28 protein-coding genes and 1 tRNA gene are annotated in these 24,954 nt (G+C 62.2%); 9 read left to right on the plus strand and 20 right to left on the minus strand.

The window, feature by feature from the left end:
- Nucleotides 1–63: 63 nt before the first annotated feature.
- On the minus strand, nucleotides 64–720 hold the full coding sequence (locus AB7951_RS15950) for a glutathione S-transferase family protein (RefSeq protein ID WP_120290250.1): 657 nt from the start codon (nucleotides 718–720) through the stop codon (nucleotides 64–66).
- 128 nt (nucleotides 721–848) lie between these two features.
- Here AB7951_RS15950 and AB7951_RS15955 point away from each other — a divergent pair, with 128 nt between their 5' ends.
- Nucleotides 849–1,565: a DUF599 domain-containing protein gene (locus tag AB7951_RS15955; RefSeq protein WP_081421764.1), complete on the plus strand. Its 717-nt coding sequence runs from the start codon at nucleotides 849–851 to the stop codon at nucleotides 1,563–1,565.
- Here AB7951_RS15955 and AB7951_RS15960 read toward each other — a convergent pair.
- The gene (locus AB7951_RS15960; RefSeq protein WP_439061495.1) at nucleotides 1,540–2,475 is read right to left on the minus strand and encodes a hypothetical protein; all 936 of its coding nucleotides are present in this window, start codon (nucleotides 2,473–2,475) and stop codon (nucleotides 1,540–1,542) included. The genes AB7951_RS15955 and AB7951_RS15960 overlap by 26 nt on opposite strands.
- Nucleotides 2,476–2,591: 116 nt before the next feature.
- On the opposite strand from AB7951_RS15960, the gene AB7951_RS15965 reads away from it, so the two are divergent.
- Nucleotides 2,592–2,903, plus strand: a complete 312-nt coding sequence (locus AB7951_RS15965; protein WP_120290252.1) for a DUF3253 domain-containing protein — start codon at nucleotides 2,592–2,594, stop codon at nucleotides 2,901–2,903.
- A gap of 4 nt (nucleotides 2,904–2,907) precedes the next feature.
- Here AB7951_RS15965 and AB7951_RS15970 read toward each other — a convergent pair whose 3' ends face one another.
- From AB7951_RS15970 to mgtE, 7 genes are all read right to left on the minus strand, one after another.
- Nucleotides 2,908–3,711, minus strand: a complete 804-nt coding sequence (locus AB7951_RS15970; RefSeq protein WP_120290254.1) for a YdcF family protein — start codon at nucleotides 3,709–3,711, stop codon at nucleotides 2,908–2,910.
- Between the two features lie 86 nt (nucleotides 3,712–3,797).
- Nucleotides 3,798–4,616, minus strand: a complete 819-nt coding sequence (locus AB7951_RS15975) for an aldo/keto reductase (protein ID WP_120290388.1) — start codon at nucleotides 4,614–4,616, stop codon at nucleotides 3,798–3,800.
- Nucleotides 4,617–4,712: 96 nt separating this feature from the next.
- On the minus strand, nucleotides 4,713–5,033 hold the full coding sequence (locus tag AB7951_RS15980; RefSeq protein ID WP_199712072.1) for a helix-turn-helix domain-containing protein: 321 nt from the start codon (nucleotides 5,031–5,033) through the stop codon (nucleotides 4,713–4,715).
- Nucleotides 5,034–5,325: 292 nt separating this feature from the next.
- On the minus strand, nucleotides 5,326–5,988 hold the full coding sequence (locus AB7951_RS15985) for a hypothetical protein (protein ID WP_147421662.1): 663 nt from the start codon (nucleotides 5,986–5,988) through the stop codon (nucleotides 5,326–5,328).
- A 187-nt stretch (nucleotides 5,989–6,175) separates the two neighbouring features.
- Nucleotides 6,176–6,661 (minus strand): lysozyme inhibitor LprI family protein, encoded by a 486-nt coding sequence (locus AB7951_RS15990; RefSeq protein ID WP_120290258.1) that lies wholly within the window; start codon nucleotides 6,659–6,661, stop codon nucleotides 6,176–6,178.
- A 1,047-nt stretch (nucleotides 6,662–7,708) separates the two neighbouring features.
- Nucleotides 7,709–8,932: a CaiB/BaiF CoA transferase family protein gene (locus tag AB7951_RS15995; protein ID WP_120290262.1), complete on the minus strand. Its 1,224-nt coding sequence runs from the start codon at nucleotides 8,930–8,932 to the stop codon at nucleotides 7,709–7,711.
- 248 nt (nucleotides 8,933–9,180) lie between these two features.
- Complete coding sequence (gene mgtE, locus AB7951_RS16000) at nucleotides 9,181–10,611, minus strand: magnesium transporter (RefSeq protein ID WP_120290264.1); 1,431 nt, start codon at nucleotides 10,609–10,611, stop codon at nucleotides 9,181–9,183.
- A gap of 166 nt (nucleotides 10,612–10,777) precedes the next feature.
- On the opposite strand from mgtE, the gene AB7951_RS16005 reads away from it, so the two are divergent.
- Both AB7951_RS16005 and AB7951_RS16010 read left to right on the plus strand, forming a co-directional pair.
- Nucleotides 10,778–11,557, plus strand: a complete 780-nt coding sequence (locus AB7951_RS16005; RefSeq protein ID WP_439061494.1) for a polysaccharide deacetylase family protein — start codon at nucleotides 10,778–10,780, stop codon at nucleotides 11,555–11,557.
- A 117-nt stretch (nucleotides 11,558–11,674) separates the two neighbouring features.
- Complete coding sequence (locus AB7951_RS16010; protein WP_120290266.1) at nucleotides 11,675–12,973, plus strand: polysaccharide deacetylase family protein; 1,299 nt, start codon at nucleotides 11,675–11,677, stop codon at nucleotides 12,971–12,973.
- 11 nt (nucleotides 12,974–12,984) lie between these two features.
- Here the strand turns inward: AB7951_RS16010 and AB7951_RS16015 are convergent, their stop codons facing one another.
- Entirely contained in the window at nucleotides 12,985–13,356 is a 372-nt protein-coding gene (locus AB7951_RS16015; protein ID WP_120290268.1) for a hypothetical protein, read from the minus strand.
- 382 nt (nucleotides 13,357–13,738) lie between these two features.
- Here AB7951_RS16015 and AB7951_RS16020 point away from each other — a divergent pair, with 382 nt between their 5' ends.
- Nucleotides 13,739–14,935: an MFS transporter gene (locus AB7951_RS16020; RefSeq protein WP_120290270.1), complete on the plus strand. Its 1,197-nt coding sequence runs from the start codon at nucleotides 13,739–13,741 to the stop codon at nucleotides 14,933–14,935.
- A 124-nt stretch (nucleotides 14,936–15,059) separates the two neighbouring features.
- Nucleotides 15,060–15,488, plus strand: a complete 429-nt coding sequence (locus AB7951_RS16025) for a hypothetical protein (protein WP_093758853.1) — start codon at nucleotides 15,060–15,062, stop codon at nucleotides 15,486–15,488.
- Between the two features lie 27 nt (nucleotides 15,489–15,515).
- Here AB7951_RS16025 and AB7951_RS16030 read toward each other — a convergent pair whose 3' ends face one another.
- From AB7951_RS16030 to AB7951_RS16040, 3 genes are all read right to left on the minus strand, one after another.
- Nucleotides 15,516–15,923, minus strand: a complete 408-nt coding sequence (locus AB7951_RS16030; protein ID WP_139285848.1) for a hypothetical protein — start codon at nucleotides 15,921–15,923, stop codon at nucleotides 15,516–15,518.
- Nucleotides 15,924–16,291: 368 nt separating this feature from the next.
- Nucleotides 16,292–16,376: transfer RNA gene (locus AB7951_RS16035), tRNA-Leu, on the minus strand.
- A 101-nt stretch (nucleotides 16,377–16,477) separates the two neighbouring features.
- The gene (locus AB7951_RS16040; RefSeq protein ID WP_068730739.1) at nucleotides 16,478–16,720 is read right to left on the minus strand and encodes a FliM/FliN family flagellar motor switch protein; all 243 of its coding nucleotides are present in this window, start codon (nucleotides 16,718–16,720) and stop codon (nucleotides 16,478–16,480) included.
- 81 nt (nucleotides 16,721–16,801) lie between these two features.
- Here AB7951_RS16040 and lipB point away from each other — a divergent pair, with 81 nt between their 5' ends.
- Nucleotides 16,802–17,530 (plus strand): lipoyl(octanoyl) transferase LipB, encoded by a 729-nt coding sequence (gene lipB / locus AB7951_RS16045; protein ID WP_120290272.1) that lies wholly within the window; start codon nucleotides 16,802–16,804, stop codon nucleotides 17,528–17,530.
- Between the two features lie 15 nt (nucleotides 17,531–17,545).
- Here the strand turns inward: lipB and AB7951_RS16050 are convergent, their stop codons facing one another.
- From AB7951_RS16050 to AB7951_RS16060, 3 genes are read right to left on the minus strand one after another with little or no spacing between them, the layout of a single operon-like run.
- Nucleotides 17,546–17,845, minus strand: a complete 300-nt coding sequence (locus tag AB7951_RS16050) for an acylphosphatase (RefSeq protein ID WP_120290274.1) — start codon at nucleotides 17,843–17,845, stop codon at nucleotides 17,546–17,548.
- Entirely contained in the window at nucleotides 17,846–18,712 is an 867-nt protein-coding gene (locus tag AB7951_RS16055) for an isocitrate lyase/PEP mutase family protein (RefSeq protein WP_439061417.1), read from the minus strand.
- Nucleotides 18,709–20,724 (minus strand): acetyl-CoA carboxylase biotin carboxylase subunit, encoded by a 2,016-nt coding sequence (locus tag AB7951_RS16060; RefSeq protein WP_093758858.1) that lies wholly within the window; start codon nucleotides 20,722–20,724, stop codon nucleotides 18,709–18,711. Before AB7951_RS16060 ends, AB7951_RS16055 begins: the two co-directional genes overlap by 4 nt.
- Before the next feature lie 156 nt (nucleotides 20,725–20,880).
- Here AB7951_RS16060 and AB7951_RS16065 point away from each other — a divergent pair, with 156 nt between their 5' ends.
- Nucleotides 20,881–22,710 (plus strand): alkaline phosphatase family protein, encoded by a 1,830-nt coding sequence (locus AB7951_RS16065; RefSeq protein ID WP_439061416.1) that lies wholly within the window; start codon nucleotides 20,881–20,883, stop codon nucleotides 22,708–22,710.
- A 69-nt stretch (nucleotides 22,711–22,779) separates the two neighbouring features.
- Here AB7951_RS16065 and AB7951_RS16070 read toward each other — a convergent pair whose 3' ends face one another.
- Together AB7951_RS16070 and AB7951_RS16075 are read right to left on the minus strand one after the other, a co-directional pair.
- Nucleotides 22,780–23,346, minus strand: coding sequence for a hypothetical protein (locus tag AB7951_RS16070; RefSeq protein ID WP_089267327.1), 567 nt, complete (start codon nucleotides 23,344–23,346; stop codon nucleotides 22,780–22,782).
- 100 nt (nucleotides 23,347–23,446) lie between these two features.
- On the minus strand, nucleotides 23,447–23,662 hold the full coding sequence (locus AB7951_RS16075) for a hypothetical protein (RefSeq protein WP_120291126.1): 216 nt from the start codon (nucleotides 23,660–23,662) through the stop codon (nucleotides 23,447–23,449).
- Between the two features lie 68 nt (nucleotides 23,663–23,730).
- Here AB7951_RS16075 and AB7951_RS16080 point away from each other — a divergent pair, with 68 nt between their 5' ends.
- Nucleotides 23,731–24,390, plus strand: a complete 660-nt coding sequence (locus tag AB7951_RS16080) for a peroxiredoxin (RefSeq protein WP_120291124.1) — start codon at nucleotides 23,731–23,733, stop codon at nucleotides 24,388–24,390.
- A 184-nt stretch (nucleotides 24,391–24,574) separates the two neighbouring features.
- Here the strand turns inward: AB7951_RS16080 and AB7951_RS16085 are convergent, their stop codons facing one another.
- Both AB7951_RS16085 and AB7951_RS16090 read right to left on the minus strand, forming a co-directional pair.
- Complete coding sequence (locus tag AB7951_RS16085) at nucleotides 24,575–24,763, minus strand: DUF2177 family protein (protein WP_439061415.1); 189 nt, start codon at nucleotides 24,761–24,763, stop codon at nucleotides 24,575–24,577.
- Nucleotides 24,753–24,938, minus strand: a complete 186-nt coding sequence (locus tag AB7951_RS16090) for a hypothetical protein (RefSeq protein WP_120291120.1) — start codon at nucleotides 24,936–24,938, stop codon at nucleotides 24,753–24,755. The genes AB7951_RS16085 and AB7951_RS16090 overlap by 11 nt, the downstream gene beginning before the upstream one ends.
- Nucleotides 24,939–24,954 lie beyond the last annotated feature (16 nt).

Raw genomic sequence — 24,954 nt, forward strand, 5'->3', positions numbered from 1 at the left:
CATGAACCCGCAATATGCGGTTGTTATGGCACGGCCCCAGTCATGACGAAATCGTGGCGGCTTTCAGTCATCCTCGAAGCGCGGTATGACGATGGTTTCGGCGAGGCCCTCGTCGGTCCATTGCCGGAACGCCGGCAGCGCCTGCATCGTATCCATATACGCACGGGCTTCCGGCGTGACATCGATGTCGTAGGTCAGAAAACGATGCACCACCGGCGCATACATGGCATCCGCGCCGCTGAAGGCGCCGAACAGATACGGTCCATATTTGCCGTAGCGTGCGCGGCAATCGGCCCAGATCTGCTGGATACGCCGGATATTGGCCTTGGCATCGTCGGACAGCGCCTTCGCGCGGACCGGCCGGTGCAGGTTCATGCCGCATTCGTTGCGCAGCGGCATGAAGCCGGAATGCATCTCGGCGGACACCGAACGCGCATGGGCGCGCGCGGCCCGGTCTTCCGGCCACAGCTTTGCATCCGGAAAACGCTCCGCGGCATATTCGATGATCGCCAGCGAATCCCACACCGTGATCTCGCCATCGACCAGCGCTGGCACTTTGCCGGACGGGGTCACATCGAGAATGCGCTGCTTGTCGGCGGCATCCGTGTACAGCGGCACAAACACCTCCGCGAAGGGGATGCCGCAGGCTTTCAGCGCAACCCATGGCCGCATCGACCAGGACGAATAATTCTTGTTTCCGATCACCAGCGACAGCGACATCAACCACTCCTTGCGACACCGGTAAATTGCCACGCATGAGCCTCTGCAAGCAAGCCGCGTGCACAGGCTTGTTGCTGCATCACGGCATGCGTGGCAGAAGTGCCAACTGATACGATGGGTGCTTCATGATCAACTATTCCTGGGTCGACGTCTTCGCGCTGGGCTTCTTCATCCTGGAGTGGACGACCTATGCGATCACGCTGGAGCACACCAAATACGGCCGCGACAGCCTGTCGGCACGCATGCACGCCTATCGTGAGGTCTGGATGCGCCGTCTGCTGGAGCGCGAGGCGCGTATCGTCGATACCCACATCATGACATCGCTGCAGAACGGCACGGCCTGGTTCGCATCGACCACGCTAATCGCCATCGGCGGCTCGCTGGCCCTGCTGCGCGCCACCAATGAAGTGATGCCGATGATGCAGAACCTGCCGCTCGGCTTCAACACCACGCCCGGCATGTGGGAGATCAAGTGCTTCGGGCTGATTTTGATTTTCGTCTATGCGTTCTTCAAATTCGCCTGGTCGTACCGGCTGTTCAACTATGTCGCGATCCTGATCGGGGCGATGCCGCTGGCCTCGAAGCGCGACACGCCGGAGGCCGAAGCGCATGTGGTGCGCACCACGCGGATGTTTGGCGCGGCGGCCCGGCACTTCAACCGTGGGCAGCGCGCCTTCTTCTTCGCGCTCGGCTATCTCGGCTGGTTCGTCAGCCCCTGGGTGTTTCTGGTCTCGACGGCAGCCGTGGTGATCGTGACCTGGCGCCGGCAGTTCGCCTCCAATGCCTGGCAGGCCATGGCACCAGATGCCGAAATAAGGGTTACCCCGCGAAATCCTGCGGCGTAAAATCGAGATCGAGCACTTTCCACTCGTCGTATTTGTCGGCCGGCAGCATCGCATAAGGCTGGCAGGCTTCCAGCGCCTGCTTGGCCGCCTGCATCAAGAGCGCGGCCTTGGCCGGCCGCCGCACCTCGATCACCGTGGGCTCGGCGATCAGCCGGCCATCCGGCGAGAACACGGCGCGCAGCTTGACCTTGGCGTCATCGCCGCGCGCGACGGTGGTGGGCAATTTCGAACAGGTTTTGAGATGCCGCCGAAAAGCGGCGATGTCGAGCTTGGACAGGTCCGCCTGCTCTGACGCGCCGCCGCCGAAGCCTTCGGGCAAGCCCAGCATGACGCCGTATTTCACGGTGATATCGGCCTCGGGCTGCGGCGGCACCTGCTGCGAGCCCGGCTGCGGCGCCGGCGGCTGAGCCTGCTGCGCAGCCTGCTGCTGCAGCGGCGGCTGCGTAGCGGGCGGCGCTGACGGAGGCGGCGTTGCGGGTGTGGCCTGCGGCTGTTGCTGGGCTTGCTGCTGAGGCGGCGGCGATTGCTGGGTGGCCTGCTGCTGCGGTGACGGTGCGGGTTGCTGCGGCGACGTCTTCTGCGGCTGCGGCGGGGTGTTCTGCGCCGATGACTGCGGTTTGGCGGCGATGGCCTGGGTCTTCTGCTCTTCCAGGGTCGGCTTGTTGGTCAAATCAGGCAGCCGAAATTCCGGCTCAGGCTTCCTCTCTGGCTTTTTCTCGGGCTCCGGCGGCGTCTCCTCGGCCTTCTTCTCCGCCTCTGCGAGCTGCTGCGGCGTTACCAGATCGACGGCAACGCTCTCCTCGTGCTGCTCCATCGGACGCGCATCGGCGAAATAGACCCCCGCCGCCAAAGCGAGGTGGCCGACCACCGAGACGGCGATCGCTGCGCGGATGAGGTGCCTTGGTTCCATGGGGCTAATGAGACTTCTGTACGCCGACTGGCCCGATCATAGCGTCGTGCCCTGCCCCGCGCCATGTCCGCCAAGCCACAGCTTGCGTCGTGCTGCCTGATCGGTCATGGCAGTGCATGGCCAAATCCCCTCCGAAGACCCCGAAGCCGTCAGCCGCCAAGCTGGCCCCGAAACCGAAGCCCTTGCCGCTCGACGAGGCGATCCTTGACGCGCTCACCCGCAACGGCGCGGGCACGCTGAGCCCTCCTGAGATTGCGCATGTGATCGAGCCCGAGGGCGATTGGCACGCGCTCTTGATGCCGATCCGCCGCGCCGCCGTGACGCTAGCGCTCGCCGACCGCCTCGTGATCTATCGCAAGGGCAAGCCGGTCGAGGATCCCAACGACTTCCGCGGCGTGTACCGGCTGGGGCTGCCGAAGGTGGAGTGACGCATCACCGCTTCTTCGGCGCCGGCAGCAACTCGCTGCTGCGGCCGGCGAGCCAATAGGTGATCAACCCGACCCATTCGTGAACCGCGATGTCGCTCCGGCCAAGGCCGGCGCTGGCGGAATCGAAGGTCTCGGTGGCGTCGATCCAGCCGCGCGTGCGCCAGTCCACCGGATAGGCGTCAACATCGAAGCCGCCCCTGCGGAACGCGCCGATCGCGCGCGGCATATGCCAGGCGGACGTCACCAGCAGCCAGCGCTCGCCGGGCTTCGGCGACACCAGGCCTGCGGTGAAGGCGGCATTTTCGTCGGTGGTGCGGGAAGCGATTTCGAGCGTGACGCGTTCCGGGGCCACGCCGAAACGCTGCAGCAGCTCGCCGGCAACGGGCGCTTCGGACAGCGACTTTTCAATCAGGCTGCCGGCGCCGCCGGTGAAGACGATACGCGCCTGCGGATAGCGGCGCGCCAGCTCCAGCATCGCCGTTATCCGCTCGCCGGCCGAATTGATCTCCAGCGAGCTGCGTGCCGCGGACGAATCCGAATCGATGGCGCCGCCGAGCACGATGATGCCGTCAGGTGCACGGCCATCGTCCTGCCATTTTGGAAAACGCTCGGTCAGCGACAGCATCAGCACATTGCCAACAGGCGAATAGCCGAACAGCAGCAGCAACAGGATGCCAAAGGTCACCAGCAATGTTCCGACACGCTGGCGCTGCAGCAGCACCAGCACAATGCCGACCACGCAGATGATGGCGATCGCATTGGACGGCTCCGTGAAGAAGCCGAGCATCTTGGAGAACGTGAAAAACATGAGGGCCTTGGCTTGCCGGACGGTGTCACTGCATGAGCCATCCTGCCCACAAGATCAATGCGGCAAATGCCGGTCGGCCTGATGGATCAATCCCATTTCGGCGCGAAGCCGTAGTCGGTCAGCCGCCCCTTCGGATGCGCCAGATGCGAAATCCGCGTCATCTCGGTTTCGGACAGCATGAAATCGAACACGTCGATATTCTCCGACAGACGCTCGACCTTGGAGGTGCGCGGGATCGCCACCGCGCCCTGTTGGACCAGCCAGCGCAGGCAGACCTGTGCTGCGCTCTTGCCATGTGCCTTGCCGATCTCGGCAAGCGTTTCATCGCCGCGGACATTGCCCTGGGCGATGGGGCTGTAGGCGACCATGGCCAGACCATTCTGCCGGCAGGCGCCCTGCACCTTTACCTGGTCAAGATAGGGATGATACTCGACCTGATCGCAGACCAGCGGCGCGGGACATGCGGCCACAGCCTGTTCGATCAGCGCCACGGTGAAATTCGACAGGCCTATATGTCTGGTCAGGCCCATCTGCCTGGCATGCGCCAGCGCGCCGAGCGTTTCCTCCAGCGGCACCTGCGGGTTCGGCCAGTGCAGCAACAGCAGATCGACCTCGGTCATGCGCAGCCGCGTCAGGCTTTCCTTCACGGAGCGTTCGAGATTGTGAGGCGCGAAATGCGTGGTCCAGACCTTGGTCGTCACGAACATCTCGTCACGGCGAATGTGCGCGGCATGAATGCCCTCGCCGACATCGCGCTCGTTCTCATAGACCTGTGCGGTGTCGATGTGGCGATAGCCGAGCCGGATCGCCTGCTCGACGACACGCGCACAAATGCGGCCGCGCAGTTCCCATGTCCCGAGGCCAATGGCCGGGATGCGGGCGCCGTTTGCTTCCACGAACTGCATCATCTTCTCCTCTGACAGAGGAACGATACGAACGCCGACAAGCTTTTCCTGGACATGGCCGGCGCGTCAGCGCAGGCGATGATCCACAGTGATCGTTCAGGCGTCCGCAGCAACCGGTGCAAGCGCCGCGAACACCGTCTCCGGTGCGTGTGCGATCACCGCCAGCAAGGCACGGGCTGGACCGCGCGGCATGCGCTTGCCCTGCTCCCAATTGCGGATCGTCTCGACAGGAACGCCAAGACGCGCGGCAAATTCCATCTGGGTCAGCTGCGCACGGCGGCGCAGATCGCGCACTTCGGCTTCGCCGGGTCGCACCGCGACCGGCTCCGGCACGACAGGCATATCGGGAATCAGCGGCACCTCGTGCCCGTCCCGCAATTCGACGATCCGTCCGTCAGCCTTCAACCGCAAGCGCATGTTCGACCTCATTGCGCGTGATGGTCGTCGATTGCAGTTAAGGAGCCGTGAAGACAAGTGAGCCGGCGATCCCGGTGTTGGCGATCGTCGGCCCCAAGAGATGCGGGATGGCCGGGCACCCATGTTGCTGAAACCGCGTGAAACATGCTTCGGCGAGCGAGGCCGCTTTGAACCATGAGCCGCCATCCGGGCATCGATAGGCATTCGGCTCGGGTATGTGATGCAGGTCGTGCGGGAGCGGGCATGGCTCGCTCCCATCCGTCGCAAAGCGCGAACGCTGCTCGCAGCCACTTCAATTCGTTGTGGTCTTGCCGCCGCGCATGGACACAAGCTTGTTTTCACGAAATCGGAGAATGAGCCAAGCGGTCTCATCGAAACCGTCTGCGAGCTTTCCCTCGTGCGAATACACGATCTGAGCAGCTTCCGACTTCGACGGCGGTCCCAACGCCGTGATTACCTCCTGACGCGACATACCTAAATGCAGCTTGCCGTCGAAGATGACGGGCGAGAATTTTTCCGGGATAATGCCGCAATCGGTCGAAGCACCGGCGTCTTTCTCGGTGAGCTCTTCAACGATTTCCGTGACGAGATGATCCGGGCCGCCTATCTCCCCGCCGGACACGACCCACAATCGATGCTGCGCGGGCCGATAACACAGCCAATAGATACTATCTCCAGCGTCGCCTCGGTGTTGGATGGTCCCTTCGCCCAGGGCTTCGCGAACCGCGTCGAGCCGCGTCTCCTCGAAGCGGCCCGCAAATGAGCCTAGCGAAAAGCGGGTCGCCAACCTCGTTACGACTGTCGGCGGCACGCGCTCGAACGCACGTTCGTTGATTGGGGGCGGCGGTGTCTGCGCGGAGCAGTCATCCGAGGGGATCGCAAATAAAAGCAGGAGCAAGAAGAGCGACTTTCGACCATCAACTCTGTATTGGCTTACATTAGAGATTGAGCGCATCTGCAATAGCTTCTCTCGTTTAACAACGATGGTCGAACCAAATAAAATCGTGACGAAAGAGGAATACTTCAGGTTTTGTTCGAAGGGCTGTCACGTCGTTGCAAAAACAGCGGAAAGCTCTCGCGCTCTGCCCCCACATCGACGATAAGCCTATGCGAGAGACAATCGAGAGTGGGACTAAGAGGTCTCAGTGCTCGTTGACCGCAGCGCCGAGCTTGATCAAGCTCAGCGCGCGGTTCGCGGTCTCGCGCAGGCGGCAGTAGTTCGCGTCGCCCCGGTACATGCCGGGCTCGACTTTGTCGAAGACCGCGCAGAAGCGATCACGCGACGCGGCGAAGGTTGTCTGCGAGTCCTTGACCGCCTTGATCTTGTCGGCGAACCCACCGGCCTCAACCTTCTTTAGCGCCTCATTGGTTTTCTGCGTCCAAATGGCGAGTTCGCGCGCCGCGCAGGCTTTCCATTTGGCGACATCGTCATTCACGCCCTCCGCCTTTTTGATGCAGGGGTCGGCGACGAGCCCGACACACGCGCCGCCGAAACCGCCGGTTTCCTCCGCGGTCTTCAGGCAAGCATTGATCACTGCAACGTCGGCGGGCGCGGTGCCCTGGGCGAAAGCTATCGATGAGAGCGGGAGGCTTGCGGCGAGCAGCGCGGCGGAAAGTTTGAGCTTCATTTGAGATCTCCGTTCGGCGCATCGAAAATGTGGAACACAATACCACTGTGAGCAAATGAAGCCCCGCGAGCCGGTACACCGGCGGGTGTGGCGGAAGGGCTGGACGTCGAGTGGGAAAGCGAAACGAGCGGGTACGCGGCTCTCACTACGCTCTCTTCAATCAATGCCTTTGAATATGCCTTGACCTGGCTCACGAGATTTTCAGACAATAAGTGACGCATGCAACTTTGGTCATCGAAGGCCCAGCATTGGTTCATCTGAATGTGGAATAGGAGCGCCGATGTGGCGACTCTGAAGATCGCAATTCAAGTTGTATGGACGATATCTGTAGTTGGAGCGGCCACATTTTCAGTGCTCCTTATGGCTGGCAGCAGCACGGATTTGTTGGCGCTCTCGCCCTAGGCTCTGTCGGCTTCGCTTTGAGTGCCGTTGTCGCCGCAAGCCTGGCCTTGGTGCTGCAATTGTTGCGTTGAGCACGCTGCTACGTTGACGGATAACGACGGCAGGACCGGTTTGGGGCACCCACCGGCTACGTCGCTGGCAACACTATGAGACTTCAAAATTGAACAAGATCGCCACGAAGACTGACGAAGGTGGCATGAAACGCTTTCTGATTTTCCCGGCTCTCTTTCCGCCTCTTGCGTCGGTCGTATTCACGGCGCCTGATGGGTTTAAGAATCTTCTCGATTGGATGGTTGAGTCCTACGCAATCGCGGTTATCCCGGCCTTGCTGCTGGCTTGGGTCGATTGGATGCTTTCTGCAAGGCCACTCCGAGTTATGGGAACGGCGGTGACGGCAGCACTCCCTGCAGTCTTGATCATGCTTTTCATGTGGGGAGGATCAAACGACTTATGGCCAATCTTGATGGTTGGGCTCGTCGGAGGACTACCGGCCGCGGTGTGTTCGTGGCTATCCGATGGCCGAACGTTAAGCATGAACGCGCGAGCGAACAGCTAAAGTTTAATTGGCTCTCCGACCGACTTGCGGTCGGTCGGAGATGAGAGCGAATACAGGTGTGACGCCATCGATCGCCTGCCCCGACCGGCCTAGACGATGCCCTTCGTCCTCAGCGCGGCGATCCGTTCGCCGTCGTAGCCGATGGTGGACAGGATTTCGTCCGTGTTGGAGCCGAGAAGTGGCGGCGCGTGATATTCGGTGATCGGCGTGCCCGAAAACATCAGCGGATTTCGTACGAGCGAAAGCGCCGGCTCGAAGGGATGGTTTGAGCTCACGCGCATACCGCGGGACTTCACATGAGGGTCCGCGAAAACCTGATCGAAGTCGTTGATCGGGCCGGACGGTACGCCGACCGCCTCCAGACGCTCCAGCCAGTAGGCGACGGGCTGCTTCAGGAAAAGACCGGCGAAGATGGCCATGATCTCCTTGCCATGCTGGACACGATCGTTGTTCTTCAGGAAGCGCGGATCCTTGGCCAGGTCCGGCTCTCCGAGCACTTCGCATGTCCGCTGGAACTGGCCGTCATTGCCATTCACGAGCATCAACTCGCCATCGGTGCAACGGAAGACACCGGCAGGCATGCCGCCATTGCCCCAGGTTCCGCGCCGCGGCGGGACTTTTCCGCTGATGAGATAGGGTTGGAGCCAATGTGAAAGGGAGGCGATCACCGTATCGAACAGACAAGCATCGATTTGCTGCCCCTCGCCGCCGCCGGCATCGCGATGATAGAGCGCCGACATCACGCCGATGGTGGCATTCAAGCCGGTCATATAGTCCACGATCGAGGGACCGACCTTCATGGGGCCCTCGCCCGGCTCGCCATCGAGATGGCCCGTCACGCTCATGAGACCACCCATCGCCTGCAGGATCGCATCATAGCCGGCGCGTGTGGCGTAGGGACCGGTTTGTCCGAAGCCCGTCACCGAGCAGTAAACGATGCGCGGGTTGATGGCCTTGATCGCGTCGTAGTCGAGGCCATAACGCTTGAGGTCACCGACCTTGTAGTTCTCCAGCAACACGTCGGCCGTCTTGACGAGCTCGCGAATGATCTCCTGGCCTTCAGGCTTGGCCACATTGACCGTGACCGATTTCTTGTTGCGGTTGGCGCAAAGATAGAAGGAGTTGTCTCGCCTGCTACCGTCCGGATCGTTCAGATAGGGGGGGCCGAATGCGCGGGAATCGTCGCCGGTTCCAGGGCGTTCGATCTTGATGACTTCGGCGCCGAAATCGCCAAGCATCTGACCCGCGATCGGGCCGGCAAGCACCCGCGTCATATCGATAACCTTGATGCCCGAGAGCGGCAGAGCCGGCATGTATTCCTCCTGTTATATTCATTCGTCGCGTCGGCCACGGAGAACGTGTGAAGCGAGCGCTTACAGGAAAATCACCCCGAGTGCACCGCTTTGTGAGCATGAGGGCTATCCCATTCAAGAGGGCACAGCTCGTGAAGCAGATAGAGGCTTATCTGGACATCGGGCTTGCGCAGCCCGATGGCACGGCAGTCGCAAAGGGCAATTGAGCATAAGATGGATCAAGACGGCTGAAACGTCGCGAATGATCCCTACTTCAGCCCGAACCACAGCGTCGCGATCCCCAAGAACGCGAAGAAGCCGACCACGTCGGTCACCGTGGTCACGAAGGTACCGGAGGCCACGGCCGGGTCGGCCTTGACGCGTTCGAGCACCATCGGGATCAGGATGCCACCGAGTGCGCCGGCGATCAGATTGCAGATCATTGCAAGGCCGATGACGATGCCGAGACCGGGCGTCCTGAACCAGGCATAGGCGGCGATGCCGGTGATCACGGCAAAGGCCAGACCATTGATCAGGCCGACAAGGCCTTCGCGGATCACGATGCGCATGGCGTTGTTGGGGTTGAGCTGCCGCGTCGCCAATGCGCGCACCGCAACCGTCATGGTCTGGGTTGCGGCATTGCCGCCCTGACTGGCGACAATGGGCGCCAGCACAGCCAGCGCCACCATCTGCTGCAGCTGGTCCTCGAACAGGCCCAGCACCGACGACGCGATGAAGGCGGTGGCGAGATTGATCAGCAGCCAGGTAAAGCGGCCCTTGGCGATGGTCCAGAAATTGTCCGACAGTTCTTCGTCCGACGTGACGCCGCCGAGCGCCTTGAGATCCTCGTCGGCTTCCTCCTCGATGACGTCGACGACGTCGTCGATGGTGATGACGCCGACCAGCCGGTCATCGGTATCGACCACGGGCGCGGCGACAAGATTGTACTTGCCGAACATCCGCGCCACTTCCTCCTGATCGTCCATCACCGAGACGCGGCGGCGGTCCTCGTCGATCAGATCAGCCAGCAGCACCGGACGGCGGGCGCGCAGCAGCGCGTCCAGCGACACTGCGCCCTGCCAGCGCTGATCGGCGCCGACGGAATAGATCTCGTAAAACCGGTCCGGCAGGTCCGGCGTTTCGCGCATATAGTCGATGACCTGACCGACATTCCAGTCCGGCGGGACCGCAATGAACTCGGTCTGCATCCGCCGGCCGGCGGAGTTTTCCGGGTAAGTGAGGCTGCGCTCGAGCGCCACGCGCTCGGACAGCGGCAACTTCTCGAGGATCTCGTCCTGGACCTCCTCGTCGACGCCTTCCAGCAGTTCGACGGCATCGTCGGAATCGAGCTCGCGGACACCCTCGGCGACGGTTTCCGGTTCCAGCTCCTCGAGCAATTCCTCGCGGACGGCATCGTCGACTTCGTTGAGCGCCGAGAAGTCGAAATCGGCGCCGGTCAGCTCGATCAGGGGCGCGCGCTCGTCGGCATCGAGGGCTTCGATCAGGTCGCCGAGATCGGCCTCGTGCAGCTCGCCGACGATCTCCTTGAGAAATGCGGTATCGGCAACCTGAACCGCGTGCGAGATCGCCTCGACAAATTCGGGGCGAATGTCGCCGTCATCGTTGCGCATCGGCATCCTGTCGAGCGCCGACAATTCCTCGGGAGCGACCGATTGGGCGAGATCGACGTCATCGGCCATGCCGCACCTCGCCTGCTTGTTTGGGGGGTGACGGAGCTAGCGCTATCCTGTCGGAAATGCGCTAATCCATCTGTGAACAGAAGCTCGCATCAGGCATTACCCAATGCGCAATGCCTGATGCAATCGGAAAAATGCGGTGCGCCAAATCAGCGGCCGGGAAAGTGTCGTGATCGTGTTGAAGGCCGCCATTCTTGCCTTGATTGCATCGACCGTTGTCGCCCATGCCGAAGACTGCCCGCGCAAGGACACGCTCGGTACCGCACGCATTCTCACCGTGGATCCCAAGACCACTCCGCGGGTCGGAACGCAGAGTTTTCCGGACACGCTGCCGCTGGAAGACCGCGAGGTCGTGCTGACCTTCGACGATGGCCCGAATGCGCCGACCACGACGAAAATTCTCACGGCGCTGTCGCGCGAATGTGTTCGCGCGACCTTCTTCCTGATCGGCAACAGCGCGATGGCCAATGCGGCGCTGGTGAAGCGCATGGCAGCCGAGGGCCACACCATCGGACATCACACCCTCGCCCATGCCGACCTCAAGAAGATCAGCAATGCGGCTGCCGTCGAACAGATCGACCGCGGCATCAGCGCCGACGAAATGGCGCTGAATGGCAAGGCCACCACCGTGCCGACCACGCCCTTCTTCCGGTTTCCCTATTTCGAGTCGACGCCAGCCCTGCTGGACATGCTGCAATCCCGCCGGATCGCAGTGTTCGGCGCGGATTTCTGGGCCAGCGACTGGAATCCCATGACCCCGCAGCAGCAACTGGAGCTGATTACCGGCCGGCTCAAGGCCGCCGGGCGGGGAATCATCCTGTTTCACGACACCAAGGCGCAGACTGCCGCGATGCTGCCCGATTTCCTGCGCTATCTCCGGGAGAACCGCTACCGGGTCGTGCATATCGTGCCGCCGGCCGCAGGGTCCGCCCGCTCCAGTTCCCAGTAGAACGCGCGACCATCAGGATGCGGAAAATACCGTCGGCGGGCCGACATGATTAACATTGCGTTCACAGCCGCCCCGGTAACTTCACAGCCGACATCAAAGCGAGTGACGGATCGACCAATGAACAAGGCGACGACTGACCGGGCACGACGCCTTCTGTGCCTGAGCCTGCTCACCGGCCTGACCCTGTTCACCGCCGCCGCAGCCTCCACCACCAGCGCTTTGTCGGCCGAGGCGTGCCCGGGCAATCCCGGCGCGCTCGGCACCTCGCGCACCATCGTGGTCGATCCCCGCGAGCATCCCAAGATCGGCACGATGCAATATGCCGAAACGCTGCCGCTCCAGGACAAGGAGGTCGTGCTGACCTTCGACGACGGTCCGATCCCGAAACACTCGAATGCGATCCTCGATATCCTGGCCTCCGAATGCGTGAAGGCGACGTTCTTCATCATCGGCCGGATGGCGAAGGAACATCCCGAAGGCGTGCGCAAGCTGATCGCGCTCGGCCACACCGTCGGCACCCACAGCCAGAACCATCCGCTCAGCATGAACCGCATGCCGATCGAGAAGGCGCAGCAGGAGATCGAGGACGGCATCGCCAATACCACGGCGGCGCTCGGCGATCCCGCACTGCTGTCGCCGTTCTTCCGGATTCCCGGCCTGCTGCGCGCCAGCGTCGTCGAAGACTATCTCGCGTCACGCGGGATCCAGACCTGGAGCGCCGATTTCCCGGCCGACGACTGGCGGCATGTGTCGTCGCAGAAGGTCCATGACCTCGCGATTTCGCGCATCGCCGCCAAGGGCAAGGGCATCCTGTTGCTGCACGATATCCAGCCGCGGACCGTCGCCGCTCTGCCCGGCATCCTGCGCGACCTCAAGGCCGGCGGCTATCGCATCGTCCATGTCGAGGCGGCCACGCCCGACAAGCCCAAGACCCCCACGGAGCCGCAGCAGTGGCGGTTGCATCCGGTGTCGGAGACCGTGGCCGTCACGCGCTGGCACAAGGTGCCGACATTCGCCTTTGCCCATGACGACATGCTGCCGGCGCCGGCGATCTCGGCCTCCGACCAGATGCTGTCGCTGACCGAGAATTTCGATCGCATGCGCCGGCCGCGCAATGCCGTGCCATTGCCCGAACAGGCTCCGTGGCCGCGCGCCGCGGCGCTGCATGCGATGACCAGCAGTGCCTCGCTGCCGGTACCGGCACAGGACCTGTTCGAGCTCGCCGAACGTCACGGCAAGCCGATCAAGGCACTCGTGCAGCTACCACATCATGCACAACAGACGGCGCCTGCCCGCGGCAGCGATTCAGATGCGATTGCGAAACTGATCTCGATCGACGCCAGCGCCGCCAGACGCACCATCCCCGGCGCCATTCCGCCGGGCCTGCATCCGACGGCAGTTGCCGTCCCGCGCTGAGCGCGACGGGATCAACTGACGATCTTGGCGATGCACAGCACCACGATGATGCCGAGGAACAGCAGGTCGATATAGGACTTCATCTCGCCGGCCTGGCGCTGCTCGACCACGTCCTTCACAACCATCTTGCGTGTTGCAACGGCAGCCGGGCCCTCACCGGACAAGCCGCCGAGCCGGCGTGCTTCGAGCTCGAGCTTCTCGATCGCCTTGAAGAAGACGAAGGAGCGCAGCGCCGAGATCGCCCGCATGCCGGCATAGGCCAGCACCAGCGCCGCCACGATGGCGCGCTGCTGATAGGCGCCGACGAAGTTCAGGCTGAAATAGACCAGCGCCAGAAAGGCAAAGTTGGAGATGAAACGATAGGCATAGCTCAGATATTTCATGTCCGCTCCGGAAGATCGACGCTACCGGCCATGTCTAGCTGCCGGACGGCGGCGTTGCTACTGGCAAGTCGTTACCCGAGCGCTAAAGGATGATGACAACTGCAATGCATCTGGAGATTTACCCGCAACGCGCCAACGGACTTTTGTCAACGACGGCGCGTGGCACCGACCAAGCCGAACGAGGAGCGACATGTTCGGGCGACGTGCCTAAGCGCGATCATGCGGCAGCGCTTCCCGCACTATACAACCTTGACAGAGGAACCTGCTTCGCCGTAACCAGCCGTCATTGCAGGGTGTCTCCCCGCCGTAAGCGTTAACGTCACTCAACGTGCTCAGCTCCGGACAGCCCCAATGTGGCTGGCCGCCTCGAAAGCACGTCGACATGAATCAGAACGCTCCCCCAAAATTCAAAACCGCATCCAAACCTGCGCCGCTCAGCCGCGACGACCGCGCCAGCCTGATCAAGCAGGTGCTGATCGTCTTTTTCGGCTTCCTCTCGGTCGGCCTGCCGCTGCCGCCGATCTCGCTCTACATACACGACCAGCTCGGCTTCTCGGCCGGCGTGATCGGCTTCGCCATCGGCATCCAGTCGGTGGTGACGGTGCTTACCCGGCACCGCGCCGGCACGCTCAGCGACCATCACGGCGCGCGCTACGCGATCCGGCTCGGCCTGCCGCTGTCGGCGCTGGCCGGCCTGTTCTATCTGCTGGCTGCCACCCTGCCGCTGCCGGCCGAAGGCAAGCTCACGCTGCTGCTGATCGGACGCGTCGCGCTCGGCTTCGGCGAAAGCCTGTTCATCACCGGCGCCATGAGCTGGTGCATCGGACGGCTCGGCCCGCACCGCACTGGTCTGGTGATGTCGTGGCAGGGCATCGCGATGTATTCGGCGATTGGATTGGGCGCACCGATCGGCCTCGCGGTCTATGCCTCCATCGGCTTTGCCGGCGTCGGCGTGCTGGCGGCCATCTCGCCACTGATCGCGCTGGGGATCGCCTACGCCATCCCTGACGTGCCTGTGTCGGGCAGCACCGAACGCACGCCGTTCTACAAGGTGATCGGACTGATCTGGCGTTCTGGCACGGTGCTGTTCCTCGCCACCATTCCCTTCGCGGGGATCACCGGCTTTCTCGCGCTGACCTATGTCGAACGCGGCTGGTCGGGCGCCGGCATTGCGCTCGCCGCCTTCTCCACCGGCTTCATTGTCGTGCGCCTGGTCGGCAGCCATCTGCCCGACCGGTTCGGCGGCGCGCGCGTCGCGATGACGTCGTTGGCGATCGAGGCGCTCGGCCAGGCGCTGATCTGGCTGTCCACGAGTCCGATGCTCGCACTACTCGGCGCGCTGGTCACCGGCATCGGATTCTCGCTGATCTTTCCCTCAATGGGTGTCGAAGCCACGCGCCGCGTACCCATCGAACAGCGCGGCCGCGCGGTGGCGAATTTCATCGCCTTCTTCGACCTGGCGATCGGGCTGACTGCGCCGGCAGTTGGATATGCGGCGGGCGTTTTCGGCTATGGGACGGCGTTTCTGATCGGCGCCGTCGCAGCGATCTGCGCGCTGGTGCTGGCAATGTCAGGCTGAGAGCTCGCACGGCATTTGCGCATCAACCGTCCCCTCAAGACCGACAGCCGCACTTGCCCTCTCCTTCTGGTTGATATTTGATTGAGAGGTACACTTTTAAGCGATAATCTTTTGGAGGACGGAAATGCTGGAATTGCCCATTGCAGCTTCGGGACTTTCAATACTTGCATCGCTGCTCAGCATCGGGCGTTCAGTGAAAGACCTGATGGCCACCCAGAACCTCAGCACAGATCAGGCACTGGACAAATTTAAGGGAAACGCATCCGGGACCAACGCAGAGGTGCTGGCGATGAAGGGGAGCGACAGCGCAATCAAATCGATTGTCATCATCCCAGGCCAACTCCTTGATCAACTCGTGTCCGAGATCAATGGCTGCGTGGACCGACAGGTCGAAGCACGCAAGAAAGCCAAGAATCAGGTTGGCAAGGACAAAGCCGACCGTGCCGCGGCAGTATGTGTGTGTAGCGGCTTGGGCAGCATCAAGCTGCACAATAGCGGGAAGCTACCAGAGGGCACGCTTCGCGACTTGTGGAAGGCCTATGGCTGCAACTAGCCTTTTGCGACTAGCTCAAGCAAACCTTCATTGCACAAGCCACTCATCCGGATCACGAGCAGTACGATACTGACTGACCATTTCTTCAAGATGCAAGGAAAGCAGGTCTTTCACCGATAGCCGTTCAACCTCTCGGGTCAATGAGGCGCTCGGCCACATCACGCGGCACATGCCATTTCCCAAAAAAGCCACTTCGACCGCTTTCATCTCATCATGCATTTGGACGAGCCACGTCAGAACCAATATTTGTTCTTGTGACGCTGCCGTCGCCCCTGAAATCAACGGGCGATAGAAATTGTCGGGAAGGCTATCGAGATAGTACTCGGCATCCCTGATCGCGCTTTCGATATTCGGATCATGAGATTTGCGACTGGCGGCCGGGCGACCAGCGATGAAATAGGCTCGGTCTCGAATCATTTTGTGCGGAAGTTGCATTCGACCTGCCTCAGAGCCACAACCCTAGATTAAAGCAAGAATCCGTCCAGTCTTGTCACTTTCTTGCAACAGCACACGTTCAAAGTGTTTGCAGAACAAATCACCACAACGGCGATTTTAAGGATTTCCGATTACGAAACTCCCAATCGCCAACCTATACGATTCCGTCCGAAAAAACTATCGCTAGTAGTTACAGCGACGTCACACCACCACCGAATGTTGGCTCCTGCTCCGACGGCGCGAGGTTCTGGCCGTCGCCCGGACGGAGCTGTCAGGGGCGCAATACAAATCTCAGCCTATCATCCTACGATGAGAAAAGCCGGCTCGTTTACCCGATATGGCAGCAGTCTTTTGATGTGTGTGAGGTGTGGTGCGCTCGGAGGGACTCGAACCCCCACCCTGTTACGGACTGCCACCTCAAGGCAGCGCGTCTACCAATTCCGCCACGAGCGCTAAAGAAATCCGGCGAGGGCAAATCGCCCGGCCGGATCAACCGGCGCCGATGTAACAAACCAATGATGGGGAGACAAGGCCTCTTGGCCTCTCCGGGTCACCTATCTGTGGTCAGGCGACCGGGGCAGCATCTGCTTGACCTCGACCGCAATCCGGTTGCGATCGACCATCACCACGCCTGACGCGACAGGCAGGTTGTTGGCGAGGATTTTGACCTCGTCCTGCTCTGTGGCATCCAGTTCGATGATGGCACCGCGGCTCAGCCGCATCACCTGATGGACGGGCATGGACGTGGTGCCGAGAACCACCATGATATCGACGGTAATTTTATCGAGGGTTGGCACGTCGGCCTCAAATTCCCAGATGCAGGATCGCACAGATGCAAGATTGCGGTGCCTGCGAGATCAACATGTTATGGTTAGCCAATGGTTAATGACCGCCAAACCCTCGATTTGACAGTGTTTTCTCGCGGCCTCCCCGGCCGGCCGGTGGAATGGCGGGTATCCGATGCCCCGATTCCCTATCCTGAGGCCGTCGCTGAGATGGAAGCCCGGGCTGCGGCCATTGCCGACGGCACCGCGCCGGAACTGGTCTGGCTGCTGGAACACCCCCCGCTCTATACGTCCGGCACATCAGGCAAGTCTGACGACCTGCTGGATGCCCGATATCCGGTGTTCGAGACCGGCCGCGGCGGCCAGGTGACCTATCACGGCCCCGGCCAGCGGGTGGCCTATGTGATGCTCGACCTCAAGGCGCGCCGGCCCGACGTTCGGGCCTATGTGGCGGCACTGGAAGACCTGATCATCCGGACGCTGGACGCCTTCAACGTGAAGGGCGAGCGGCGCGAGGACCGCGTCGGGGTCTGGGTCGCGCGCCCCGACAAGGGCGCGGGATATGAAGACAAGATCGCCGCCATCGGCGTGCGGCTGCGGCGCTGGGTCTCGTTCCATGGCATCGCCATCAATGTGGAACCGGACCTCGCGCATTTCGACGCCATCGTGCCCTGCGGCGTGGTCGATCCACGTTACGGCGTCACCAGCCTGGTCGATCTTGGCCTGCCCGTTAGCATGACCGATGTGGACGTGGCGATGCGGCAGGCGTTCGGGGAAGTGTTTGGCGAGGCAGAGCAGTTCGCGGCGGAAACGGCGGTCTGAGCGACGCGATCGAAATTACAGCGTCGGCAATTGCGAGAAAACCTCGCCGTTAACGCGTAGGGCAAGCATCTCGGGCGTGGCATCGCTCACCACGACACTATCGACACGCGCGGCCGTGGGACCGCCGCGGCACGTTTCGATCATCTGCGTCACGACCGCGTCCGGCCCCGCAAACACCGCTTCCACGCTGCCATCGCGGCGGTTGCGCACCCAGCCTTCGAGGCCGAGCAACGAGGCTTGTTGGCCGGTCCAGTAGCGATAGCCAACGCCCTGCACGCGGCCGAGGATCATCACGTGACGGATCACGCCACTCATCTATTTCTTGAGCCCGAGAAAATCGATGCCGCGTTGCTTCACGATGGCTCCGCGTGTCACGCTCTCCATCAGCTCGGACGAGGCGAGGTTCTTCAACTCTTTCGGCCCCGCACCTTCGCGTACTGCTTTAAGAGTCGCATGGACGGCAGCGGTCGCCGCGGAGATCGGCGCATGGCCCTGAATGGCGATGCGGACGCGCTGGGCGCTGAGGAAATCCCAATCCATGTCATCGGTGGGACTGCCCAGCACGATCGGCAGCGTCGTCGCAGCAGCGGCCGCCTGCAGTTCGGCGCGGCTCTTTAGGCCGGTGAACATCACTGCATCGACACCCGCACCTTCATAGGATTTGGCGCGTGCGATCGCGTCATCCACGGATGTGATCGACGCGGCGCCGGTGCGACCGACGATGACGAGCGCCGGGTCCTGTCTCGCATTCAGCGCAGCCTTGACCTTGCCGAGCCCCTCTTCCGGAGAGATCAGCTGCGCCTTCGCTTCGCCAAAGGCGGCGGGCAGCAGCGTGTCCTCGATGGTCAGGCCGGCGGCGCCGGCGGCTTCCAGCTCTTCCACCGTACGGCGGACATTGAGCGCATTGCCATAGCCGTGATCGGCATCGACCAGCACCGGCAGCGAGCCGGCGCGCGACATGCGCCGCATCTGCTCGGTGAGTTCGGACAGCGTGATCAGCGCGATGTCGGGATCGCCGAGAATAGCAAGCGACGCCGCCGAGCCGCCGAACATGCCGACCTCGAAACCGAGGTCTTCGGCGATGCGCACCGATATCGCGTCATAGACCGATCCCGGACGCACGCAGCGATCGCCGGACAGGATCGCCCGCAATCCGTAACGGCGTTGCCGGAAGGTCGTCACGCGAATTCAAGAATGAGCGCATCCACCGCCAGCGTTGCGCCAGCAGCGGCATGGATTTTCTTGACGGTGCCGTCGCGTTCGGCGCGGAGCACGTTCTGCATCTTCATCGCCTCCACAACGGCGAGGGTCTCGCCGGCCTTGACGTCTTGACCTTCGGTCACGGCAATCGAGACGACGAGGCCCGGCATCGGGCACAGCAGCTTCTTGCCGGTGTCGGCCTTGACGCCCACCGGCATCAGGCGCGCAGCGGTAGCCTCCGCCTCGGTGAAGACATTGACCGCGACTTCATAACCCTGATGCGCGATGCGGATGCCCGACGTCTGAGGGCGCACCTGCATGGCCACGTTGTGTCCGTCGATGGTGCCTTCCCAGACCGGCACGCCCGGCTTCCAGGACGACGAGAGCTTATGCGGCACACCCGTCTTGCCGTCAGCACCGACGAAGGCCACCGTCACGACATCGCCGTCACGGGCCACGTCGAGCGCGATCTCCTCGCGCTCCAGCCACACGGCGCGGCGACCCGCACGGGTCACCGGACGGCCGATCAACTGGCCGGAAATCTGCCGCTTGCGTTCGCCGTAGATCGAGTCGACGGCCGCGGCCACCGCGGCGATACGGCGGGCGACTTCGCCCTCCGGCGCCCTGGCGGCGAAGCCCTTCGGGAATTCCTCGGCGATGAAGCCGGTGGAAAGATTGCCCTCGCGCCAGCGCGGATGGCTCATCAGCGCCGACAGGAACGGAATGTTGTGGCGGATACCGTCGATATAGAAGGCGTCGAGCGCATGAGACTGCGCCTCGATGGCGGCGGCGCGCGACGGGGCGTGGGTCACAAGCTTGGCGATCATCGGATCGTAATAGATCGAGATCTCGCCGCCCTCCTGCACGCCGGTGTCGTTGCGCACGGTGATGTTGTCGGACTTGCTCTCGGCCGGCGGACGATACTTCACAAGGCGGCCGATGGACGGCAGAAAGTTGCGGAACGGGTCTTCCGCATAGACGCGGGACTCCACAGCCCAGCCGGTCAGGGTGACGTCCTTCTGCGCAAGCTGCAGCTTCTCGCCGGCAGCGACACGGATCATCTGCTCGACGAGATCGACGCCGGTGACGAGCTCAGTCACTGGATGTTCGACCTGCAGACGGGTATTCATTTCGAGGAAGTAGAAGCTCTTGTCCTGACCGGCGACGAATTCCACGGTGCCGGCAGAGTCGTAATTCACGGCCTTGGCCAGCGCGACGGCCTGCTCGCCCATCTTGCGGCGGGTGGTCTCGTCGAGCAGCGGCGACGGGGCCTCCTCGATGACCTTCTGGTTGCGGCGCTGGATCGAGCATTCGCGCTCGCCGAGATAGATCACGTTGCCGTGCTTGTCGCCGAGCACCTGGATTTCAATGTGGCGGGGATCGACGATGAACTTCTCGATGAAGACACGGTCGTCGCCGAACGACGACTTCGCCTCGGCCTTGGCAAGATTGAAACCCTCGACCACTTCCGAAGTCGAATGCGCGATGCGCATGCCCTTGCCGCCGCCACCGGCGGACGCCTTGATCATCACGGGATAGCCGATCTCGTCGGCGATCTTCACGGCATGCTTGTCATCCTCAATGACACCGAGATAGCCCGGCACGGTGGAGACATTGGCCTTCGCGGCGGCCTTCTTGGACTCGATCTTGTCGCCCATGGCGGCGATGGCGCCGGGATTGGGGCCGATGAACACGATACCGGCGGCCTCCAGCGCGCGCGGGAAGGCCTCGCGCTCGGACAGGAAGCCATAGCCGGGATGCACCGCTTCGGCGCCGGTCTGCTTGCAGGCCTCGACGATTTTCTCGATCAGGAGATAGCTCTCGGCCGCGGCCGGAGGTCCGATGAACACGGCCTCGTCGGCCATCTCGACATGCAGCGCATCGCGATCGGCTTCGGAATAGACGGCGACGGTCTTGATACCCATCTTGCGGGCGGACTTGATGACCCGGCAGGCGATCTCGCCGCGATTGGCGATCAGAATTTTTTTGAACATGAGCTGTCTTACTTGCAACCTTGAGGCGGGATCGGAAAGATGGGGTCGACGGTACAATGTGGCATGGCGCCGCAGTCGTAACAATTCTGTCGCGGACAAAAACTAGAGAAGACGTCTGGACCGGATCGGCCGAGTTCTTTCGAAGCGAGGTTTTTCATGCGCTGCGCCACCATCCTCTCCCTCAGTCTTACTCTTATATCCGCAACAACGGCTTTCGCCCAAAACAGCCCTCCCCGCAACCTCATTTTGTTCGTACCTGATGGGCTCCGGGCGCTGAAAGTGACGCCGGAAACGGCGCCTGCGATGTCCGCAGTGCGGGATAAGGGCGTCAATTTCCGAAACTCTCATTCGCTGTTTCCGACCTTCACCATGGCCAATGCGTCGGGCATGGCGTCCGGCCATTATCTCGGCGATACCGGCGTGTTCTCGAACTCGATCTATACCGGCCACCCCACCCCGGTGCAGAACAACAGCCCGATCCCCTTCATCGAACACGACCAAGTACTGGGCGATCTCGACGAGCAGTTCAACGGCGACTACCTCAATGAGGAAACGCTGCTGAAGGCCGCGCGCAAGGCCGGCTATTCCACCGCCGCGATCGGCAAGGTCGGCCCGACGCTGATGTTCGATCACACCGAACGCACCGGCAAGGAGACGATCACCATCGACGACCAGACCGGCGGCATCGACAAAGCAGGCAAGCTGCTCGGCATTCCCCTGTCTGACGAGATGAAGGACGCTTTGGCCAAGGCAGGCCTGGCGGTGGAAACACCCGGCCGCGGCGACAATGGCAAGGCGGGCGACGCCAAGACGCCTGGCACCACGGAAGCCAATATCAAGCAGCAGGCCTATATGGCCGATGTCGCGAGCAAAGTGGTGCTGCCGATGTTCAAGGCACGCAACAAGCCGTTCGTGCTCATCTTCTGGTCGCGCGATCCCGACGGCACCCAGCACAATCAGGGTGACAGTCTCAACAAAGTGACGCCCGGCATCAACGGCCCGTCTTCACTGGCCTCGATCAAGAACGCCGACGATAATCTCGCGCAACTGCGCAAGACGCTCGACGATCTCGGCCTCGCCGCCACTACCAACATCATGATTTCGGCGGATCACGGCTTCTCGACGATCTCCAAGGAGAGCAAGACCTCGGCGACCATCAAGGGCACCTATGCGGATACGCCGGAAGGCTTCCTGCCGCTGGGCTTCCTGGCCATCGATCTCGCCAAGTCGCTCGACATGCCGCTGTTCGATCCCAACGACAAATTCGCCGCCGTTGCCGACAATGCGTATCCGAAGGCCGGCAACGCCTATATCGGCAAGGACAAGGACAAGCCCGAGCTGATCATCGCCACCAATGGCGGCTCTGACCTGATCTATCTGCCGACCGGCGACAAGGACCTCGCCGACCGCACCGTAAAGGCGCTGCTGAAACAGGATTACATCAGCGGCATCTTCGTTGAGGACTCGCTGGGCTCCTTCCCCGGCGCGCTGCCGCTGTCGTCGATCAATCTGTCCGGCAAAGCCGTCACGCCGCATCCCGCGATCGTCGTCTCATTCCGCTCCTATTCGGAGGGCTGCGAAGAGCCGGCGGCGTGCCAGGTGGAGATCGCCGACACCGTGCTGCGTCAGGGCCAGGGCATGCATGGTTCGTTCGGACGCGGCGATACCCACAACTTCATGGCAGCGATCGGCCCGGACTTCAAAGCCGGCTTCGTCGATCCCCTGCCGGTCAGCAATGCCGATACCGGCATGACCGCCGCGCACCTGCTTGGCCTGAAGCGCGACGCCAAGGGCAGCCTGATCGGCCGTGTGATGAGCGAAGCGACGGTGACGGGTGAGACGCCGACGGCAACGACCGACGTGATGCGTTCGGCGCCCGATGATCAGGGTCTGGTCACGGTGCTGCAATTGCAGAAGGTCGGCGAGCACAAATATTTCGATGTCGCCGGTTTCCCCGGCCGGACTGTCGGTCTCGACGCGAAGTAAGGATAGCTCCAACAAAAAACGGCGGAGCCACGCTCCGCCGTTTTCGTATTTTGACGATCTGCGACCGGCTTACATGCCGATGTCGAACACGTTCGGCAGTTGCAGCGTCGCGGCGCCGACCACGGTCGTGACCAGCGTCATGACGGCGGCATTGCTGACGCGCTTGGCGCGCATCTGGGACGCGATCCATTCGAGCACTTCGATATTCACGCCAACGGCCTTGGTCGGCGCCCAGGTCTCGATGGCAACATCGGGCGACAGCGCCACCGCGCGCGGCGGCACCGGCAGGCCCGACGCGGACGCAGCGTGATGCACGACAGCCTTGGCGAACAGGTCGTCGAAACGTCCGTCATCGCTGCGCTCGGCCGCCGCTTCGTTGATCGCAAACAGTGCCTCGGCCTCGTCGCGGCTGACCGGCTGGCTGGCCAGTGCCGACGCACCCAGGATGCGCTCGCACCAGGCGGCGTCATCGGCATCAAGCGCACGGGAGAAATGGATACGGCCACGGGTGGTCGGGCCTTCGCCGGTGATGACGCCGTCGCGCACGACGGCGAGGGCCTGCGCCGCAGCGCGATGATCGTTGATGGAGGACGTTTCGATGGCGCCGAATACGTCGGCAGCGGCAGCGGATGACATTTCAAGCTCTTCTGTTTGCAGCATATTTCTCAACATAGCCCAGCAATTCCATGGGCGACTTAACGCTCGGTTAAGAGATGGACAGGAGTTCTTCTTATCCCTAACCGTTGCAGTTCAGTCGCGCCGAGACGCTGCTGGGTTCGATCAGATGTGGCGATGCGGTCAGGCGGGATTGCGCCGGGCGGGAGGCAACATCACGGCATCCGATAACATCATGTTGCGTGGGTATTTTGCCGCAGCCGCCTTGCGTGAAACTGAATACCAGCGCGCGCCGAATTTGAAGAAAGTTCTTGTCCTTTTTGCCGGACAGTTCCATTTACCATTGCGTGCCTCTATAGTCCGCTCGCAAAATTCATCTGTAATCAGAATGACATGAGGTCCATCATGACGCTCCAGATCAACGCCGTCGCCCCCGATTTCGAGGCCGAAACCACGGCTGGCCGCATCAAGTTCCACGACTGGATCGGCGATAGCTGGGCTCTTTTGTTCTCGCATCCGAAGGACTTCACCCCGGTCTGCACCACCGAGCTCGGCGCGCTCGCCAAGCTGCAGCCGGAGTTCGACAAGCGCGGCGTCAAGCTGATCGGCCTCAGCGTCGACCCCGTGCACAAGCACGCGCTGTGGGTCGACGACATCAACGAAACCCAGGGCGCCCGCCCGACCTTCCCGATGATCGGCGACACCGATCTCGAGGTCTCCAAGCTCTACAACATGCTTCCGGCCGACGTGGCGGGCGATGCCGACAGCCGCACCGCCGCGGACAACGCCACCGTGCGCAACGTCTTCATCATCGGACCGGACAAGAAGATCAAACTGGTGCTGGTCTATCCGATGACCACCGGTCGCAACTTCCAGGAAATCCTGCGCGTGATCGATTCACTGCAGATGACCGCCAAGCATCGCGTTGCAACGCCGGCCGACTGGAAGCATGGCGAAGACGTCATCATCGCCGGCTCCGTCACCAACGACGAAGCCAAGACGATCTATCCGAATGGCTGGAAAGAACCGAAGCCCTATATCCGCATCGTGCCGCAGCCGAAGTAACGCTGCGACTGATTTGCAAGAACGAAGGAGGCGCCGCGAGAGATCGCGGCGCTTTTTTTTTGCGCGTCGTGCCGATACGCCGACGCGTAGGATGGGTAGAGCGCAGCGAAACCCATCCTGTTGAGCGCGGCGGGTGATGGGTTTCGCTCCGGCGCGGTGCGCCTCCGCTCTACCCATCCTACACTCAGCGCCAGCCGCGCGGCGTCAGCCAGTTGGCAATCACGAGACCCAGCGTCGATGCCGTCGCTGTGACGAAGGTACCCCAGGCGATATCGACGACCCCCACCGGCCAGGTCCAGTGCTTGAGCGGCGACAGCGAGGTCAGCTCGAAGGTCGCGTAGCGGAAGAAGCCGAACAGCGCGCTATAGAGCAAGGTCGAGCACCAGCAGATCCAGCGGCAGCATGGCGGCGAACGTCGTCGCGTAGCGAATCGCGTATCGCTTCAAAACCGCTTCGAGTACCAATTCGGTAATAAATGTCCTGATACCACGCGCCAGCACGCGCAGGGTTGCAAAGCCTCTCGCGGTATTCGCGGCCGGATCAATCACCCGACATCCGCGTTGG

Origin of the sequence: Tardiphaga sp. 285_C5_N1_2 (genome assembly GCF_052076065.1) — a bacterium.
GTDB classification, from domain to species: Bacteria; Pseudomonadota; Alphaproteobacteria; order Rhizobiales; family Xanthobacteraceae; genus Tardiphaga; species Tardiphaga robiniae.